This window comes from Flavobacterium sp., from assembly GCF_036405015.1.
Classification (GTDB): Bacteria; Bacteroidota; Bacteroidia; order Flavobacteriales; family Flavobacteriaceae; genus Flavobacterium.
Genome location: NZ_DASWYK010000074.1, coordinates 1 through 17,220 on the forward strand (window position 1 = coordinate 1; position 17,220 = coordinate 17,220).

The 17,220-nt window shown below is 34.0% G+C and carries 13 protein-coding genes; 6 read left to right on the top strand and 7 right to left on the bottom strand.

Annotated features, from left to right (window positions below; genetic code table 11):
- Nucleotides 1-1,371, top strand: a 1,371-nt coding sequence (eptA, locus tag VGE71_RS06085; protein ID WP_331137517.1) for a phosphoethanolamine--lipid A transferase EptA, incomplete at its 5' end; no start/stop codon positions are given.
- A gap of 82 nt (nt 1,372-1,453) precedes the next feature.
- On the opposite strand, the gene VGE71_RS06090 is transcribed toward eptA, so the two are convergent.
- From VGE71_RS06090 to VGE71_RS06100, 3 genes are all read right to left on the bottom strand, one after another.
- Nucleotides 1,454-2,461, bottom strand: a complete 1,008-nt coding sequence (locus VGE71_RS06090; protein WP_331137518.1) for a VOC family protein — start codon at nt 2,459-2,461, stop codon at nt 1,454-1,456.
- Nucleotides 2,462-2,562: 101 nt separating this feature from the next.
- The gene (locus VGE71_RS06095) at nt 2,563-3,420 is read right to left on the bottom strand and encodes an SDR family oxidoreductase (RefSeq protein ID WP_331137519.1); all 858 of its coding nucleotides are present in this window, start codon (nt 3,418-3,420) and stop codon (nt 2,563-2,565) included.
- Nucleotides 3,421-3,582: 162 nt separating this feature from the next.
- The gene (locus VGE71_RS06100; protein ID WP_331137520.1) at nt 3,583-4,161 is read right to left on the bottom strand and encodes a Crp/Fnr family transcriptional regulator; all 579 of its coding nucleotides are present in this window, start codon (nt 4,159-4,161) and stop codon (nt 3,583-3,585) included.
- Between the two features lie 253 nt (nt 4,162-4,414).
- Here VGE71_RS06100 and VGE71_RS06105 point away from each other — a divergent pair, with 253 nt between their 5' ends.
- From VGE71_RS06105 to VGE71_RS06125, 5 genes are all read left to right on the top strand, one after another.
- The gene (locus tag VGE71_RS06105; RefSeq protein WP_331137521.1) at nt 4,415-4,807 is read left to right on the top strand and encodes a hypothetical protein; all 393 of its coding nucleotides are present in this window, start codon (nt 4,415-4,417) and stop codon (nt 4,805-4,807) included.
- Nucleotides 4,808-4,952: 145 nt separating this feature from the next.
- The gene (locus tag VGE71_RS06110; protein WP_331137522.1) at nt 4,953-6,035 is read left to right on the top strand and encodes an efflux RND transporter periplasmic adaptor subunit; all 1,083 of its coding nucleotides are present in this window, start codon (nt 4,953-4,955) and stop codon (nt 6,033-6,035) included.
- A gap of 21 nt (nt 6,036-6,056) precedes the next feature.
- Nucleotides 6,057-9,263, top strand: a complete 3,207-nt coding sequence (locus tag VGE71_RS06115) for an efflux RND transporter permease subunit (RefSeq protein ID WP_331137523.1) — start codon at nt 6,057-6,059, stop codon at nt 9,261-9,263.
- Nucleotides 9,253-10,689, top strand: coding sequence for an efflux transporter outer membrane subunit (locus VGE71_RS06120; protein WP_331137524.1), 1,437 nt, complete (start codon nt 9,253-9,255; stop codon nt 10,687-10,689). The genes VGE71_RS06115 and VGE71_RS06120 overlap by 11 nt, the downstream gene beginning before the upstream one ends.
- A 135-nt stretch (nt 10,690-10,824) precedes the next feature.
- Nucleotides 10,825-11,628, top strand: coding sequence for a hypothetical protein (locus VGE71_RS06125; RefSeq protein ID WP_331137525.1), 804 nt, complete (start codon nt 10,825-10,827; stop codon nt 11,626-11,628).
- Nucleotides 11,629-11,644: 16 nt separating this feature from the next.
- On the opposite strand, the gene VGE71_RS06130 is transcribed toward VGE71_RS06125, so the two are convergent.
- From VGE71_RS06130 to katG, 4 genes are all read right to left on the bottom strand, one after another.
- Nucleotides 11,645-12,280 (bottom strand): hypothetical protein, encoded by a 636-nt coding sequence (locus VGE71_RS06130; protein WP_331137526.1) that lies wholly within the window; start codon nt 12,278-12,280, stop codon nt 11,645-11,647.
- A gap of 203 nt (nt 12,281-12,483) precedes the next feature.
- Nucleotides 12,484-13,638: an iron-containing alcohol dehydrogenase gene (locus VGE71_RS06135; RefSeq protein ID WP_331137527.1), complete on the bottom strand. Its 1,155-nt coding sequence runs from the start codon at nt 13,636-13,638 to the stop codon at nt 12,484-12,486.
- 76 nt (nt 13,639-13,714) lie between these two features.
- Complete coding sequence (locus VGE71_RS06140) at nt 13,715-14,587, bottom strand: helix-turn-helix domain-containing protein (protein ID WP_331137528.1); 873 nt, start codon at nt 14,585-14,587, stop codon at nt 13,715-13,717.
- Between the two features lie 234 nt (nt 14,588-14,821).
- Entirely contained in the window at nt 14,822-17,098 is a 2,277-nt protein-coding gene (gene katG / locus VGE71_RS06145; RefSeq protein ID WP_331137529.1) for a catalase/peroxidase HPI, read from the bottom strand.
- Nucleotides 17,099-17,220 lie beyond the last annotated feature (122 nt).

Here is a 17,220-nt window from a genome sequence, read left to right on the forward strand (position 1 = left end):
ATTGCTATGGTAGTGGCAAACTTTTTTGCTTTCTATTTATTCTTGTTTTTATCCCGTTATTTTGGAAAATTTCTGTTGATATTGTTTTTCAATATAAATGCAGTTGCCGTTTACTTTATTAATACCTACAGTGTAATTATAGATGAAAGTATGGTGGGGAATATCTTAAATACGAATTACGATGAATCTAGTAGTTTTTTCTCTTTTAAATTGATAATCTACCTCCTATTTCTAGGCATTTTACCTAGTATTTACATCGTTAAAACTGAAATAATAAAAGTCTCTTTTAAAAAGTTTTTGACGACATTTTCTGTAACTCTCTTGTTTCTTCTAATTTTAGTTTTTGTGAATGCCGGAAACTGGTTATGGATCGATAAAAATTCGAAAACCTTAGGAGGATTGGCAATGCCGTGGTCCTATACCGTAAATACTTCGCTTTTTTATATTCACAAACACAAAAAAAATGAAAAAGAAATTCTACTGCCTAATGCCACGATAAAAGACAACAAGAAATCTGTTGTGGTTCTGGTAATTGGAGAATCTGCAAGAAGGGAGAACTTTTCATTATACGGTTATAAAAAAAATACAAATCCTTATCTTTCTAAAACAGAAAATCTGTATCATTTTAATGCTGTCTCATCTGCTACTTATACTACTGCGGGTGTAAAAGCTATTTTAGATTATAAAAAAACAGATGATCTTTATGAAATCCTCCCGAATTATTTGTACCGAAATAATGTAGAAGTGGTCTGGAGAACTACAAATTGGGGAGAACCGCCTGTTCATATCAAAAATTATCAAAAAAGAGATTTTCTAATGCCAGATTGTAAAGGCGAAGAATGTAATTATGATGAAGTTCTCTTAACGGGATTAAAAGAGCAAATTTTATCCAGTGCCAAAAATAAAATATTGATTATACTGCATACCAGCACCAGCCACGGTCCTACTTACAGTAAAAAATATCCTCCTCAATTTGAAACTTTTAAACCGGTATGTAATAGTGTTGAATTAGGAAATTGTTCTCAAACTGAATTAATAAATGCTTACGACAATACTATTGTATACACCGATTACATTCTACATAATGTGATTGAAGATTTAAAGCAGTTAAAAGACAATAACAGTACCATGATTTTTGTTTCGGATCATGGAGAATCTCTGGGAGAAAAAAATCTATACATGCATGGTCTTCCTTTAAGTATTGCTCCGAAAGAACAATACGAAATTCCTTTTATTGTCTGGATGTCTGATCCTGCGAAACAAATCAAACCCAATAAAGAACTGTCTCAACAATATGTATTTCATAGTGTCTTGCATTTTCTAAATATCCAAAGTCCTATTTATGATGAAAAATTGAATATTTTTAAATAATTGATTCACTGAAATAAGAAATTAAAAAGCCAGAAATTATTTTTTCCGGCTTTTTAATTATAATGAAATTCAATTCAAAAAATTATGCTTCTTTTTCTACAAATACATACAATTTCTGAACTTTACCATTTTCAATCACAAACAAATCCATTCCGCTTACAACAGCTGGTTTTGCTTTTGAACCAAACTGCCAATACAATCGAACAATATTGTGATTTGTTTCTACCGATTTGGCTGTAAATTTAAAATCAGGATTTTTAGTCTGAAGCTCTACAATAAATTTACTGATCTCGTCAATTCCTTCAGCAATAAAATGACGGTCAACCATTTCTACATCCGAAGCATAGACTTGATTTAATAATGCTTTACGTTTTGTTTCGTCTTTTTCGTTCCAGATTTTAAGGTGATTTTCTACTATCGCTGTATTTTTTTTAGAATCAAAATCATCTGCAGCAGCTTTTTTAACCGATTTATTTTTTGGAGACCATAAGATCGTTTTAGGATTTGTTTTTTCATAGCCTTTTCCGTTTGGATATGAAACCAATTCCATTTTAGCCCTCCAAGGTGTTTCAAAATAAACCCAAGTTTCTCCAGCCGTATCTCCCGATGGCATTGTAAAAGGTTCTCCTAAGATTTTTACTCCTTTACTTTTTAAATAGTGTACTGCAGCAGCAATATCATTCACATAAAAAGCAATATGAGATGCTCCAATATCATCCGTATTGGGTTGATTTGCATTTCCTTTATTATCTGCGTATTCAAATACTTCAATGCTGGCACCGTTTCCTGCATTGATCATTTTTATAGTAACCGCTCCAGTATTCGGATTAATATGATTTAATTTTTTCCATTCAGCGTCAAGCGGAATTGGTCCTAATTGAGTTACAGGTGTAAAACCAAGTACATCATTAAAAAATGTAACCGCCTTGTTGAGATCTGGAACATTAATTCCGACATGATCAATTCCTACGATTCCTGCATTGTTTTGTGCAGCTGTTTTTTCGGAAGTTGAAAATAGTATTAATAAATTAAGCATTGCCGCAGCTGAAGTTTGTACTTTTTTATTTGATTTTTTATAATTTGTTTTCATGATATTAAGTATTGTTTATTGATATTGATATTGATATTGATATTGATATTTTTATTGATATTTTTATTGATATTTTTATTGATATTGCTTAAAAGAGTAAATTAATTAGTGTAAGCCGCTACCCATTTTGCTTTAATATTTGCACGAGCTTCTATGAATTCTTTATCAGTTCCCTGTGCGATGGCATCAAGTGGAAAACGAAGCGGTCTCTCCCCTTTTTTCATGCTTACTAATTCTAAAATACCATTAGCAATCGTCTGTGGATTCATATCGAACTGCGCCATTTTACCAAATAATGCTGTCCCTAAAGCGTTGAATTTTTCTGTTGCGGCATCTCCGTATTCTTCAATAATTGTAGTTTTATCGGCATGAATACCCGCTTTCGATCCATTGTTCATTTCGGTTGGATAAACTCCTGGCTGAATACTTACGTTTTCAATTCCGTAATCTGCTAGTTCATCTTGTAATCCTTCTGTAAAGCTTTCTACAACCAATTTTGAAGCGATATACGGAACCATAAAAGGAAGTGTGTGCCCGCTTGCTCCAGTTGTAATGTTAATTACAAGTCCGTTTTTTTCTTTTCTCATTGAAGGAAGAACCGCCTGATACATACGAAGAACACTGTAAACGTTTACATCGAACATTTTACGAACCTGATCAATTGAATAACCTTCAAGTAAACCAAAACCGCTTACTGCTGCATTATTGATTAAGACATCAATTTTTCCGTATTTAGTCAGTACTTTTTCAATAGCTTTATTTACTGATGCATCTTCTGTAACATCGATATCTACTACTTCAATGTTTTCTAAAACGCCTAATTCTCTTGCTGCATCGGCATTTTTATCGTTTGTATTGCGCATTCCTGCAATAACAGAATGACCTGCATTTGCTAAAGTGATTGCTGTAAGTTTTCCAAAGCCTGTACTTGTTCCTGTAATGAAAATTGTTTTTGACATAATTTCTATTATTTAATGTTTATAATGTTTGTTTCTTTTGAACATTACAAAGTTGCGACGAATGCAAAACCTATACATTGATTAGAAATAAGTAAAAACTTGATTTAGATCAAGAGTTTGGAAAGGACATAAAAAAAGGAGCTTTAAAAGCTCCTGATATTATTATTTTTTTGCCGTCTGTTTTCGAATGCGACTTAGTGTTTCGGGTGTCATTCCTAAATAGGAAGCAATCATCGTCTGTGGAATGCGCGATGCAAAACCCGGATATTTATTGATAAAGTTTAAATATTTTTCTTCTGCGGTTAAAGTCAGAGAAGCTTGAATTCTGTTTTGAGCTGCTATAAAACTTCTCTGCAAAATGGTATTGACCATAGTATTAAACGCTGGAATTTCTCTACACAGCAATTCAAAATTTTCATGTGTAAAAAGTACCAATTCTGTATCTTCAATCGCATCAATATTAAAACGTGATGGTTGTTGCATCATTAAACTTTCACGATCGCCCGTCCACCAGTTTTCAATACTAAAACTATTGACATGTTCGCTTCCTTTTTCATCAACAGTGTAAGTCCTTACACAACCCTGCGTAATAAATGCATCGTATTTCCAGATATCGCCTTCCTGAAGTAGATATTGTCTTTTACGAAGTTTTTTAATAATAGCAAATGATTGTATACGCTCTGATTCTGCCTGAGTCAATTCAGCTTTGTCTTCAAGATATTTTTGGAATATTTCATACATAGATTGTAAAATTATACAAAACCTCTATGCTGAACAAATTTGATTTGATGGAAAGTTTTTTACGGAAAGAAAAAAAGAAACAACGAAGCAATTTATTTATTAATAAGATTTTAAGCGATTAATTATTTTTACTCATCAAAAAAAATAAGATTCTAAATTATAGAAACGGTTTGTTAACAAAACGATATTTTCTTCAATTAATAAAATGAGTCCTTTGTTTTTATGACATTGATTGTTTAAATTTGTGACTCTTATGAAAAATTGGTGCATTAAACTTTTACTTTCAATTGTCCTCCTTATAAACGGATCTGGCAATGCTTATGCACACTTTAATACTTTCTCTTATAAAAATTTTTCTTTCATTACATTATCAAAGGATAATTCTACAAATGAACATACTTTAAACAGAGCACGTTCTTTTGATTCTTTTAAAAGAAAAATCTGTCTTTTTGATAATGAAGAAAACGAAGAGAACTTTTCTTCCGTTCAAAAACAACTGGTAAAAAATAATTACTTTTTAATTTTTCACAGCAGCAATCATTTTGTCGTTTCTTCGACTGCTTTTACCCAAAAAGTAAATGACTGCAAAATTTTCAGTTTACTTGATAATAAAGTATATCTGTTGCTTCAGGTTTTCAGAATTTGATTTTTACGAATAGCTATACTTAATAGCTGATTTCTTTATTGTTTTTATCCTCTAAAAAAAGACGGATACGAACTTCTATGGTCTGTTTCCAAAGACCTTTTAATTAAAAATCAAAAATAAATTACATTTTAATGCTGAAATAATTATGAAAAGAATTTTCATGATCATGAGTTTGTGCACCTTAGTTTTTGCAAGCTGCAACTCTAAAAAAGAAGAAGAAAAAGAGGAAAAAACCAAGTTTATGGTTACTACTCCAATTGAAAGGGATACCACAATTACAAAAGATTACGTATCACAGATACACTCTATACAACATATTGAAATAAGAGCGCAGGAACGCGGTTATTTGGAAAAAATATATGTTGACGAAGGACAAATGGTTAAAAAAGGACAGCTGTTATTTAAAATCATGCCTGCACTTTACGAAGCCGAATTAAAAAAATCTAAAGCAGAAGTAAGTTTCAGCTCGATAGAATATCAAAATGCTAAAAAATTAGCTGACGAAAAAGTCGTTTCTCCAAATGAACTGGCAATGGCAAAAGCAAAACTAGAAAAAGCAAATGCAGAAATGGCTTTAAGCAAAGTTCATCTTCAGTTTACAGAAATCAGAGCTCCTTTTGACGGAATCATAGATAAATTCCATGTACGCCAAGGAAGTTTGGTCGATGAAGGAGAATTATTGACAGAACTAGCAGACAACAGCTCGATGTGGGTGTATTATAATGTTCCGGAATCTGAATATCTGGATTATCAGGAAAAAGCAGGAAAAAATGGTAAAATGAAAGTCAACCTTTTGATGGCCAACAACAAAAAATTCGAATACCCAGGAGTAGTAGAAACCATTGAAGCAGATTTTGATAACGAAACAGGAAACATTCCTTTCAGAGCTACTTTTCCTAATCCAAAAAGATTATTAAGACACGGGGAAACTGGAAGTATCCAAATGCCAATAGAATTGAAAAATGCTATGCTAATACCACAGAAAGCTACTTTCGAAGTATTAGATAAAAAATATGTTTATGTAATTGATAAAAACAACGCTGTAAAATCTAGAGAGGTTGTTATTGCTGCGGAAATGCCGCATTTATTTGTCATAAAAGAAGGTTTATCAATTAATGACAAAATACTTTTAGAGGGACTTCGTCTTGTAAAAGAAAATCAAAAGATAGACTACGAAGTATTAAAACCTGAATCGGTTATGTCCAATTTACAACTGTACGCAGAATAACCGAATCTAAAAAAAGAAGAAATGTTTAATAAGTTTATACATAGACCCGTATTTGCAATTATAATTTCGATTATAATTGTCTTTATAGGTACGCTGTCGATCAAACAGTTACCTATATCGCAATTCCCGCAAATTGCGCCCACAACTGTAAATATCTTTATTGCTTATCCTGGAGCAAGTGCCGACGTATTGGTAAAATCGACCTTAATTACCTTAGAAAACTCTTTGAATGGTACCGAAGGCGTGCGATACATGGCAACAGATGCCACAAGTGCAGGAGAAGCAACATTAAGAATCATTTTTGAACCAGGAACCGATCCTAATGAAGCTGTAATTAGAGTAAAAACAAGGGTCGATCAGGTAATGCCATTATTACCTGAACTGGTTCAGCGTGAAGGAGTCGTTATTACTCCAATTCAACCTAGTATGTTGATGTATGTAAACCTTTACTCAAAGAGTAAAAGCATGGATGAAAAATTCCTTTACAACTATGCCGATGTAAAAATGATTCCTGAAATCAGCCGTGTAAAAGGGGTTGCCAGGACTCAGATTTTAGGAAGCCGTAAATATGCAATGCGTGTATGGCTGAATCCTGACCGAATGAGAGCCTACAAAATTTCTGTTGAAGAAGTTATGGAAGCGCTTCAGGAACAAAGTATTATTGGTCGCCCAGGACGTTTGGGACAAAGTTCTGGTATTGCCGCACAATCTTTAGAATATGTACTAACATACAAAGGAAGATACGACGAGCCAAAACAATATGAAAATGTAATCGTTCGTGCGAATTCTGAAGGTGAAAGCATTCGCTTAAAAGACATCGCAAAAGTAGAATTAGGAAGTGAATTCTTTGATATTTACTCGAATTTGGATGGTCATCCTTCTGCTGCTATTGTATTAAAACAAAATTACGGAAGTAACGCCAGCGACGTAATTAATGCCGTTAAAGCGAAACTAGAAGAAATGAAAGGCAGTTTTCCTCCTGGAATGGATTATAAAATCAGTTATGACGTTTCGCAATTCTTAGATGCTTCTATCGATCAGGTGGTTCATACTTTGAGAGATGCCTTTATTTTGGTTGCCTTGGTGGTATTTATCTTTTTAGGAGATTGGCGTTCGACTTTAATTCCGATTATTGCCGTTCCGGTTTCTTTGATTGGAGCTTTCTTTGTGATTCAGTTGTTTGGAATGTCGATCAACTTGGTAACGCTGTTTTCATTGGTATTAGCGATCGGAATTGTAGTAGATAACGCGATTGTCGTCGTCGAGGCAGTTCATGCCAAATTTGAAGAATTTCCGCACATTACGCCTTATCATGCAGTAAAATTAGTTTTGGGTGAAATTGGAGGTGCTATTATCGCCATTACTGCCGTTATGGTATCGGTTTTTATTCCCGTTTCGTTTATGTCTGGACCAGTTGGAACTTTCTACAGACAATTCTCTGTCACGATGTCAAGTTCAATTATCATTTCCGCAATCGTAGCGTTAACCCTTACTCCTGTTCTTTGTGCGATTCTTTTGAAAAACAATCATGGAAAAGAGAAAAAAGGAAATATATTAACCAAGTCTCTTGATGCTTTTAACAGATGGTTTGAAAGATTAACTGGTCGTTATGTTACGGTTTTAAAAGCAATCGTAAGCAGAAGAGTTTTAACATTTGGAATCTTATTCGCGTTCTGTGCTTTTATTTTTATAGAAAACCAAGTACTGCCTTCAGGATTTATTCCGAGTGAGGATCAGGGAACGATTTACGGAATTATTCAAACGCCCCCTGGGGCAACTTTAGAAAGAACGAATCAGGTTGCTCAGAAATTGCAGAAAATCTGTGAAAAAGTTGAAGGTGTTGAATCGGTTTCTTCTTTAGCAGGTTACGAAATTATGACGGAAGGTCGTGGTTCTAATGCCGGAACTTGTTTGATCAACTTAAAATCATGGTCTGACAGAAAACATTCTGTAACAGAAATCATGGAAGAATTAGAAAAAAAATCTAAAGATTTAGGAGCTGTTGTAGAGTTTTTCGAACCGCCTGCAATTCCGGGATTTGGTTCTTCTGGAGGTTTTTCTATGCGTTTATTGGATAAAACAACCAGTACCAATTATCAGGAATTTGACAAAATCAACAAACAATTTATGGCCGAATTAGGCAAACGTAAAGAGCTTTCTGGTTTGTTTACTTTCTTCGCTGCCAATTATCCACAATATGAACTGGAAATCAATAATGATTTAGCGATGCAGAAAGGCGTTTCTATTGGTAAAGCAATGGAAAACCTTAACATTTTGATCGGAAGTACGTATGAACAAGGATTCATCAAATTTGGACGTTTCTTTAAATTGTATGTGCAATCGGATCCTAAATTCAGAAGACTTCCGTCGGATGTATTGAATCTTTTTGTGAAAAATGATCATGGAGAAATGGTGCCTTATTCTGCGTTTATGACTCTTAAGAAAACACAAGGACCAAACGAGGTTACGCGTTACAACATGTACAATTCAGCAGCCATTCAAGGGCAGCCAGCTAAAGGATATACTACGGCAGATGCTATTAAAGCGGTGCAAGAAACGGCTGTAAAAACATTACCGAAAGGTTATGACATTGCTTGGGAAGGACTTTCTTATGATGAAGCTGGTAAAGGAAATGAATCGATCTATATCTTTTTAGTCGTATTGGCTTTTGTTTATTTTGTATTGGCTGCACAGTATGAAAGTTTCATTATTCCGTTGTCGGTAATTCTATCTATTCCTGTTGGAATTTTGGGTTCTTTCGTCATTCTTCAAATGATGGGATTACAAAACGATATTTACGCACAAATCGGATTGATCATGCTCGTCGGTTTGCTCGGTAAAAATGCCGTATTGATAGTCGAATTTGCCGTCCTCAAGCATCAGCAGGGCGCTACTATTCTCGAAGCCGCTATCGAAGGTGCCAAAGTTCGTTTTAGACCAATTTTGATGACATCATTTGCCTTTATTGCTGGTTTAATTCCGTTGATTTTTGCTTCTGGAGCAGGTGCAATTGGTAACAGAACTATTGGAGGTTCTGCACTTGGAGGAATGCTTTTCGGAACCATTTTCGGAGTAATTATAGTTCCTGGATTATACTACATTTTTGGTTCGATGGCACAAGGCAGAAAACTAATTAAAGGAGAAGAAGAAAGTTCTTTATCTGATGATTTTATGCATCATGTAGATGATTTTTCAAAAAACAATCAAACGGAGGAAAATGAAGAATAACAAAAATATAAAATACGCAGGTCTTGCCTGCGTATTACTCTCTATAGCAGGTTGTAAAACACCAGCAATTGTAGAAAAAGTAGAAAACAGAACCGTACCAGAAAAATATACTGATAATACATTAGACACTATCAATACTGGAAAAGTTAAATGGAGAAGTTATTTTACAGATGAAAATCTGGAAAATCTGATTGATATCGCCTTAAAAAACAATCAAGAATTAAATATCACACTTCAAGAAATCGAAATTGCTAAAAGCGAAGTAAAAGCAAGAAAAGGAGAATATCTCCCATTTGTTGGTTTTAATGCTGGAGCAGATGTAACCAAATCTGGAAGATACACAAGTACTGGTTCTGGTGAAGCTACAACTGAAATTATGCCAGGAAAAGAAACTCCAGATCCGCTTCCTAATTATCGTTTTGCGCTGACTTCAAGTTGGGAAATAGATATATGGAATAAATTGCATAATGCTAAAAAAGCAGCTTTAAATCGTTATTTAGGTTCTATTGAAGGAAAGAATTTTGTAATTACAAATTTAATTGCAGAAATAGCCGATTCGTATTATGAACTTTTAGCATTAGATAATCAGTTGGAAATCATTAAACAAAATATTGATATTCAAAGTAATGCTTTAAAAGTAGTAAAAATACAAAAAGAGGCTGCCAGAGTAAACGAACTGGCTGTACGCCGTTTTGAAGCACAGATTTTAAGCACACAAAGTCTGCAATTTGATATTCAACAGCAGATTACGGAAACGGAGAATAAAATCAATTTCTTGTTGGGGCGTTTTCCTCAAAAAATTACTCGAAACAGTGATAGTTTCAACACTATAACTCCTGCAGATGTTCATGCCGGAATACCATCTCAGTTGCTGGAAAACCGTCCTGATATCAAAAAAGCAGAAATGGAACTAGTTGCTGCAAAACTGGATATTAAAGCCGCTAAAGCCAATTTTTATCCTTCACTTGGTATTTCAGCCGGAATTGGATATGAAGCTTTCAATACCAAATATTTACTGACTTCTCCAGAATCTTTATTGTATTCTATTGCAGGCGATTTGGTTGCCCCATTAATCAACAGAAATGCTATTAAAGCAAGTTATCTTACTGCAAGTGCCAAGCAAATTCAGGCTGTTTATAATTATGAAAGAACTTTGGTAAACGCTTATGTTGAAGTAGCCAATCAGTTGTCTAAAATTCAGAATACAGCTCAAAGTTATGACTTGAAATCAAAACAGGTTCAGGCATTAAACGAATCTGTTCAAATCTCAAATAATCTTTTCAGTTCAGCTAGAGCCGATTATATGGAAGTTTTACTAACACAGAAAGATGCATTAGAATCAAAGTTTGAACTTATTGAAACCAAAAAGCAGCAAATGAGTGCTTTTGTAAATGTTTACAAAGCATTGGGCGGCGGCTGGAATTAGTAGTTTTTCATTTTTATTTTTGGGAAGAGAGATCAGTTGAAAAGCTGGTCTCTTTTTTTATTTGATACTTTCTAAAGTTCTTCTACAAATTAAATAACTTTTATATTTTTACATCAAACGACCTCAAGCAAAAAAATGAAAAAAAGAATCTCTAAGATTGAAAATGATGTACAAGACAGAAATTCTATTGCTTGGAAAAAGCTTTGTCAATATGTTGACAAGGTTGCTGCAGAAAATCTTGAAGAGTTTTCTCCGTCAAAAGAACTTGGACCTGAATTATTTGCTCAGATTTATACCCTACCAGAAACTATTTCCAATCTAAAAAAGGTTAAAAAAGTATGGCTTTACGGTAGTAAGCTTAAACGTATCCCTCCAGAAATTGGAGAAATGGAAGCGCTTGAATATTTTGATCCTTACACTTCGTATGATTTACATTGGCTTCCATACGAAATCACAAAATGCAAAAATCTCAAAAGTAGCAGAGTAAGCATAAGAGCACTCTATGGCAATTATAAAAATAGAATGGGATTTCCTCGTTTAAACCACAATCCGGTGCGTTACTCTGGACAAACATTGACGTGTAGTGTCTGTAATCAACAGATGACATATGAACAGACCAATCAACTTTGGATTTCCTTATTGGTTGCTACTGATGTTTTGCCTTTACTTGTGAATTTATGTTCAAAAGAATGTGAAACTAAACTTCCACAACCACATGAAAACTATGTTTCTTTTCCGCACAAAGGAGGTGCAGATCTAAAACAACCTCTTGATGAAGATGAACTTTTTGAAATAGAATTAAAAAAATATGAAAATGAGCAAAACTCCAATGCAAGTGTTGCAGAAACAACTACAATAAATGAAACTCCATTAAATGAAGATACTGATAATAAAAAATTTCCTGTTTTAAAGCTGATCAGAAAAATATGGGAAAAGTAAAGATTTTAAGTCCCTATTAAGCATTACTTTTTTTCTCAGTCAGCAAATCTTCTAATTTGTTTTTTAAAACAGCTAGATTTTGATAACCGAAGTACTTTCCTAAAATAGTATAACTTTCATCAAAAATAATAAAGGATGGTGTTCCTTGTAATTGATTGATAGTAAAGGTTTCGGCTATTACAGGAATCTGGTCATAGTATGCTTTTACCTTTTGGATTAAAATCTCTTGCTCCGTTTCAGAATAAGCTCCAAAATTCGGCACAGCTTCGCAGATTAGTTTAATCATTTCTGTAGTGACGAATTCATCAGAAGCTGTAATACGATCAAAAGCAACTGGAAAATTCAGTTTTTCAGGGTAATTAGAAAGTTCATAATTAGATTGATAGTGCTTTTTGGTTTCTCCCACTAAAGTACCACCATTTAATGACAGCTTTAAACTTTCTTCGTTGTTATATTCAAAATCTTCAAAAGCAGTAGCCACTCCAATAAATCCTACTTTATCCTTAAAAGATTTATAAAGATCATTCATAATCGGAATTCCATATATAAAACAACCTGGGCAATTTACCTGAAACACAAATGCAATATTTACTTTGTTTAGTATAAATTCTCCCTGAATTAATTCTTGAATATTAAGATGAAATTTTGACATACCTAAATTATTATAATTGATAAACTTTTAATAATTATTATACAAAATTAGTAAGGAATACCAAGTTATAGATAGTCCAGTTTTTTGATAAATCCAGATTTTCTGGTTTCTGCTTAAATTCACAATCAATATAAATCAATAAAGCTGTCAAATACTTGACAGCTCTATCTTCAACAAAATAAATTCTATTTAAAAAAATATTTTTATTGCTCATTATACACAACACCTTCATAACAAGCATTGTATATTTCTTTTAATTCTTCAACAGTAGGTTTTCTTGGATTGAAACCTGTACAAGGATCTAAAAATGCATTGTTAGCAATAAAGTCTAGATTTTTGTCCCAGTCTTCACGAGAAATTCCGAATTCTTTAATTGCTGTCTGATTGTTTACGTCAGCTCTTAATGTTTCGATAGCCTGTGCTAAATCTTCTGCAGTTTCTTTTCCAATTACTTTCGCTAAATCAGGAAAACGGTTGCTTTCTTTTGCGTTGTAACGAATAACATTTGGTAAAAAGATTGCATTTGAAGCACCATGAGGAATTCCGTATAACGCTCCTACTTGATGAGATAATGAATGTACAATTCCAAGCCATGCATTGTTAAAAGCAAGTCCAGCCATAAAAGAAGCATCGTGCATATTCTGACGCGCCTGAATATTTGATGGATTTTGAACTGCCTCTTTTAAGTTATTGAAAACAATTTCTAAACCTCCTTTAGAAAGAACATCTGCATAATTATTTTCAATGTTAGAAACATAAGCCTCAACACAATGTGTCAAAGCATCTAAACCTGTATTTGAAGTTACATGCGCTGGCATAGATGCACAAATTTCACCATCAACAATCGCAATATCTGGAGTTAGTTCGTAAGAAACGATAGGATACTTCACCCCTTTTTCACGATCTGTGATAACGGCCAAACCAGTTGTTTCTGTCCCCGTTCCGCTAGTAGATGGAATCGCAATAAATTTTGCTTTTTTACGTAAAACTGGTACGTTAAAAGGCTTAATCATAGCATCAAAATCAGCATCAGGATATTCGTAAAAAACCCACATCATTTTTGCTGCGTCAATTGCCGAGCATCCTCCTAAACCAATAACCCAGTCAGGCTGAAAGCTTTTCATTAATTCTGCACCTTTAAAACAAGTTTCAGATGATGGATCTTCTTCTACTCCTTCAAAAATTTTCACTTCAATTCCTGCTTCTTTAAGATAAGCCGCTGCTTTATCTAGAGAACCACTATTTTTCATTGAGCTTCCACCTGTAACAATTACGGCTTTGCTTCCTTTAATGTTTTTTAATTCTTCAAGACTTCCTGCACCATGGAAAACTTCTCCTGCAATAAATAACTTGCTCATTTTATACTTATATTTTATGTTTTAATACAAGTACAAAAGTATTTCAGGTATGACGGACGGTGTTATACAATCGGGTCTATTTGATATAAATTTGAGCCAGTTCTTTCTGCAGTTCTGTTGGGGTTTCGTCCAGTTTGCTCTTTACAAATTTATTAAGTGCAGAAGGCGAACTAAATCCGAGTTCTAGTGAAATCTGTTTATGAGAAAGATCTGAAAACAGCAACATTCTTTTGATTTCCTGAAGAATTCTATTATGAATAGCATTGATTACGGTTTCACCACAATGTTTCTTTGTAATACTGTTCAGTTTTTTAGTAGTAACAGCCAGATTTGATGCATAAAACTGAACCGTTTTTTCTTCCTTATAACGTTCATTCAGCATTTTTTTAAATCGAATGTACAGTGTCTTATCACTTTCATGCTGAAAAACGGGATGCTGACCGTGTACAGATTCTATTAATCCTAGCAATAAAATTTTAATATAAAACCTTCCCTGCTCTTTACGAATAAGACTTGGATCCGAATAAATATTTTCAATATAAGAAGCCATTGATTTTGCATGAGCAAATTCTACAGGTGATAAAAAGATACATTTTAAATGCGAAGAAAGATTTACATTGTAAGACAATAATTCATTTTTTAAAATATCTGAACAAAACAGAATTTCTTCAAAAAGAATGATTTTACCCGATAAATCCTCTGAAATTAAGGAAACATACGAAATCTGTTCTGGAAATATCATCGAAATTTTACCTGCTTTTAGATGTATAATTTCTTCTTCGAGATGAATTTCAATTTCTCCTGATTCGACCATCAAAATACTAAAATGATCTTTTTTATGAGGTTCGAAATAATTATGTAAATGTTCTTTTGTGAGATCAAAAACACGAAAAGACAAACTTTGGTCTTCTCGTTTTGTAATATGTTTGTTTAATTCAAGTCTTTTCAAAACTAAGGAAATTTATTATTTGTGCAGTTTTCAATAAAGAATATTGGAATGATTTTATAGAAAGAAATTCTAAAAAAATAATGTTTTATTGGAAGAGGAAACTGCGGTTCAGAATTGTGGTGCAAGTTTACATAAATAATTTAAAGGGTCAAATCATTTTACTTTGAATAGATAAACTTTAATAAAAAAGACGCCTATATTGGCGTCTTTTAAAGTTGCTATTTTTGAAATGAATTATGCTTTCAAGTCAAATCTGTCCAGATTCATTACTTTAGTCCATACTGCGATAAAATCATTTACAAACTTTTCGTTGGCATCAGAAGCGGCATAAACCTCTGCAATTGCTCTCAATTCTGAGTTTGAACCAAAAACAAGATCGGCACGAGTTCCTATCCATTTTGGCTGTCCTGTACTTCTATCGTTTCCTGCATAAAGTTCTTTATCATTAGAAACCGACTGCCATTGTGTGTTCATATCCAGTAAGTTTACAAAAAAGTCATTTGTCAAACGACCTGGTCTTGTTGTAAATACTCCGTTTTTGCTACCGTTTGTATTAATATCCAAAACTCGTAAACCTCCTAATAGTATGGTCAATTCTGGTGCTGTAAGTGTTAATAAATGGGCTTTATCGATAAGAAGTTCTTCTGTTAATACAGCTGATTTTGTTTTTCTGTAATTTCTAAAACCATCAGATTTTGGTTCTAAATATCCAAACGATTCAACATCTGTTTGTTCAGCAGATGCATCCATACGACCAGGTGAAAAAGGCACAACGGCAGAAATACCAGCGTCTTTAGCTGCTTTTTCGACTCCTGCAGAACCAGCTAAAACTATTAAGTCAGCCAATGAAACTTTTTTTCCATCATTCTGTGCCGCATTAAATTCGTTTTGAATGGTTTCTAATTTGTCTAAAACTACTTTAAGTGCAGCTGGATTGTTTACCTCCCAGTCTTTCTGTGGTGCAAGTCTGATTCGAGCACCGTTTGCTCCTCCACGTTTATCTGATCCTCTAAAAGTAGAAGCAGAAGCCCATGCTGTTGCAACCAACTGAGATATACTTAATCCTGTATTTAGTATTTTTTCTTTTAACTGTGCAACATCCTGATCACTTATTACGGTATGATTTACTTCTGGAATAGGATCTTGCCACAACAATTCTTCTTGCGGAACATCAGGTCCAAGATATAGGGCACGTGGTCCCATATCACGGTGTGTCAGTTTAAACCAAGCTCTTGAAAAAGCATCTGCAAACTGATCAGGATTTTCTAAAAAGCGACGTGATATTTTCTCGTATTCCGGATCTAGTCTTAATGATAAATCCGTAGTAAGCATTGTTGGAAGATGTTTTTTGTTAGCATCAAAAGCATCTGGAATAATGGCTTCAGCATTTTTTGCTACCCATTGGTGTGCACCAGCCGGACTTTTTGAAAGTTCCCATTCAAAAGCAAACAGATTTTCAAAAAAGTTATTACTCCATTGTGTTGGTGTTTTTGTCCAAGTAACTTCTAGTCCGCTGGTAATAGCATCGGCACCTTTACCTGAGCCAAAACTATTTTTCCAACCAAATCCTTGAAGTTCTAAACCTGCTGCTTCAGGTTCTACATCGACATTATCCGACGAAGCAGCTCCATGGGTTTTACCAAAAGTATGTCCACCAGCTATTAACGCCACTGTTTCTTCATCATTCATTGCCATTCTTCCAAATGTATCTCTAATATCTTTGGCTGCAGCAATAGGATCAGGATTTCCGTCTGGTCCTTCTGGATTTACATATATAAGTCCCATTTGAACTGCTGCAAGTGGTTTTTCCAGATTTCTACTGTGAATATCTCCATCTGCATCATCATCTGACGACACAACACCATGATCTTTTGGAACTCCTTCAGAACCGTCTTTATAACGTTCATCTCCACCCAACCAAGTAGTTTCAGATCCCCAATATACAGATTCGTCTGCTTCCCAAACATCTGCACGTCCTCCTGCAAAACCAAATGTTTTAAAGCCCATTGATTCCAGAGCGACATTTCCGGTTAAGATCAACAAATCAGCCCAAGAGATTTTTTGTCCGTATTTTTGTTTTATTGGCCAAAGAAGTCTTCTGGCTTTATCAAGACTTACATTATCAGGCCAACTGTTAAGAGGTGCAAATCGTTGTTGTCCTGCTCCAGCTCCTCCTCTACCATCATGAACTCTGTACGTTCCTGCACTGTGCCATGCCATACGTATAAAAAGACCTCCATAATGACCAAAATCTGCAGGCCACCAATCTTGTGAATCAGTCATAAGAGCATGTAAATCTTTTTTAACTGCTTCAAGGTCCAGACTTTTAAAAGCTTCTGCATAATTAAAATCCTTATCCAACGGATTTGACAATAACGAATTCTGTCTCAGTATACTTACTTTTAACTGTTTAGGCCACCAGTCACGATTTTTTGTGCCTGAAGCAGCTTGTTTGTCCATACTCCCATTATGAAAAGGGCATTTGCTGATGTCATTAGATTGATTGTCCATAGTTTTAAATTTTTATTTTTTACTAAATTAAGAACTAATAAAAGAGAAAAATAAGTTTGTGAATCATAAATACTACTTCCGAAATAGACAAAATCTATTCAGTATTTTTTTTCAAACGTAAT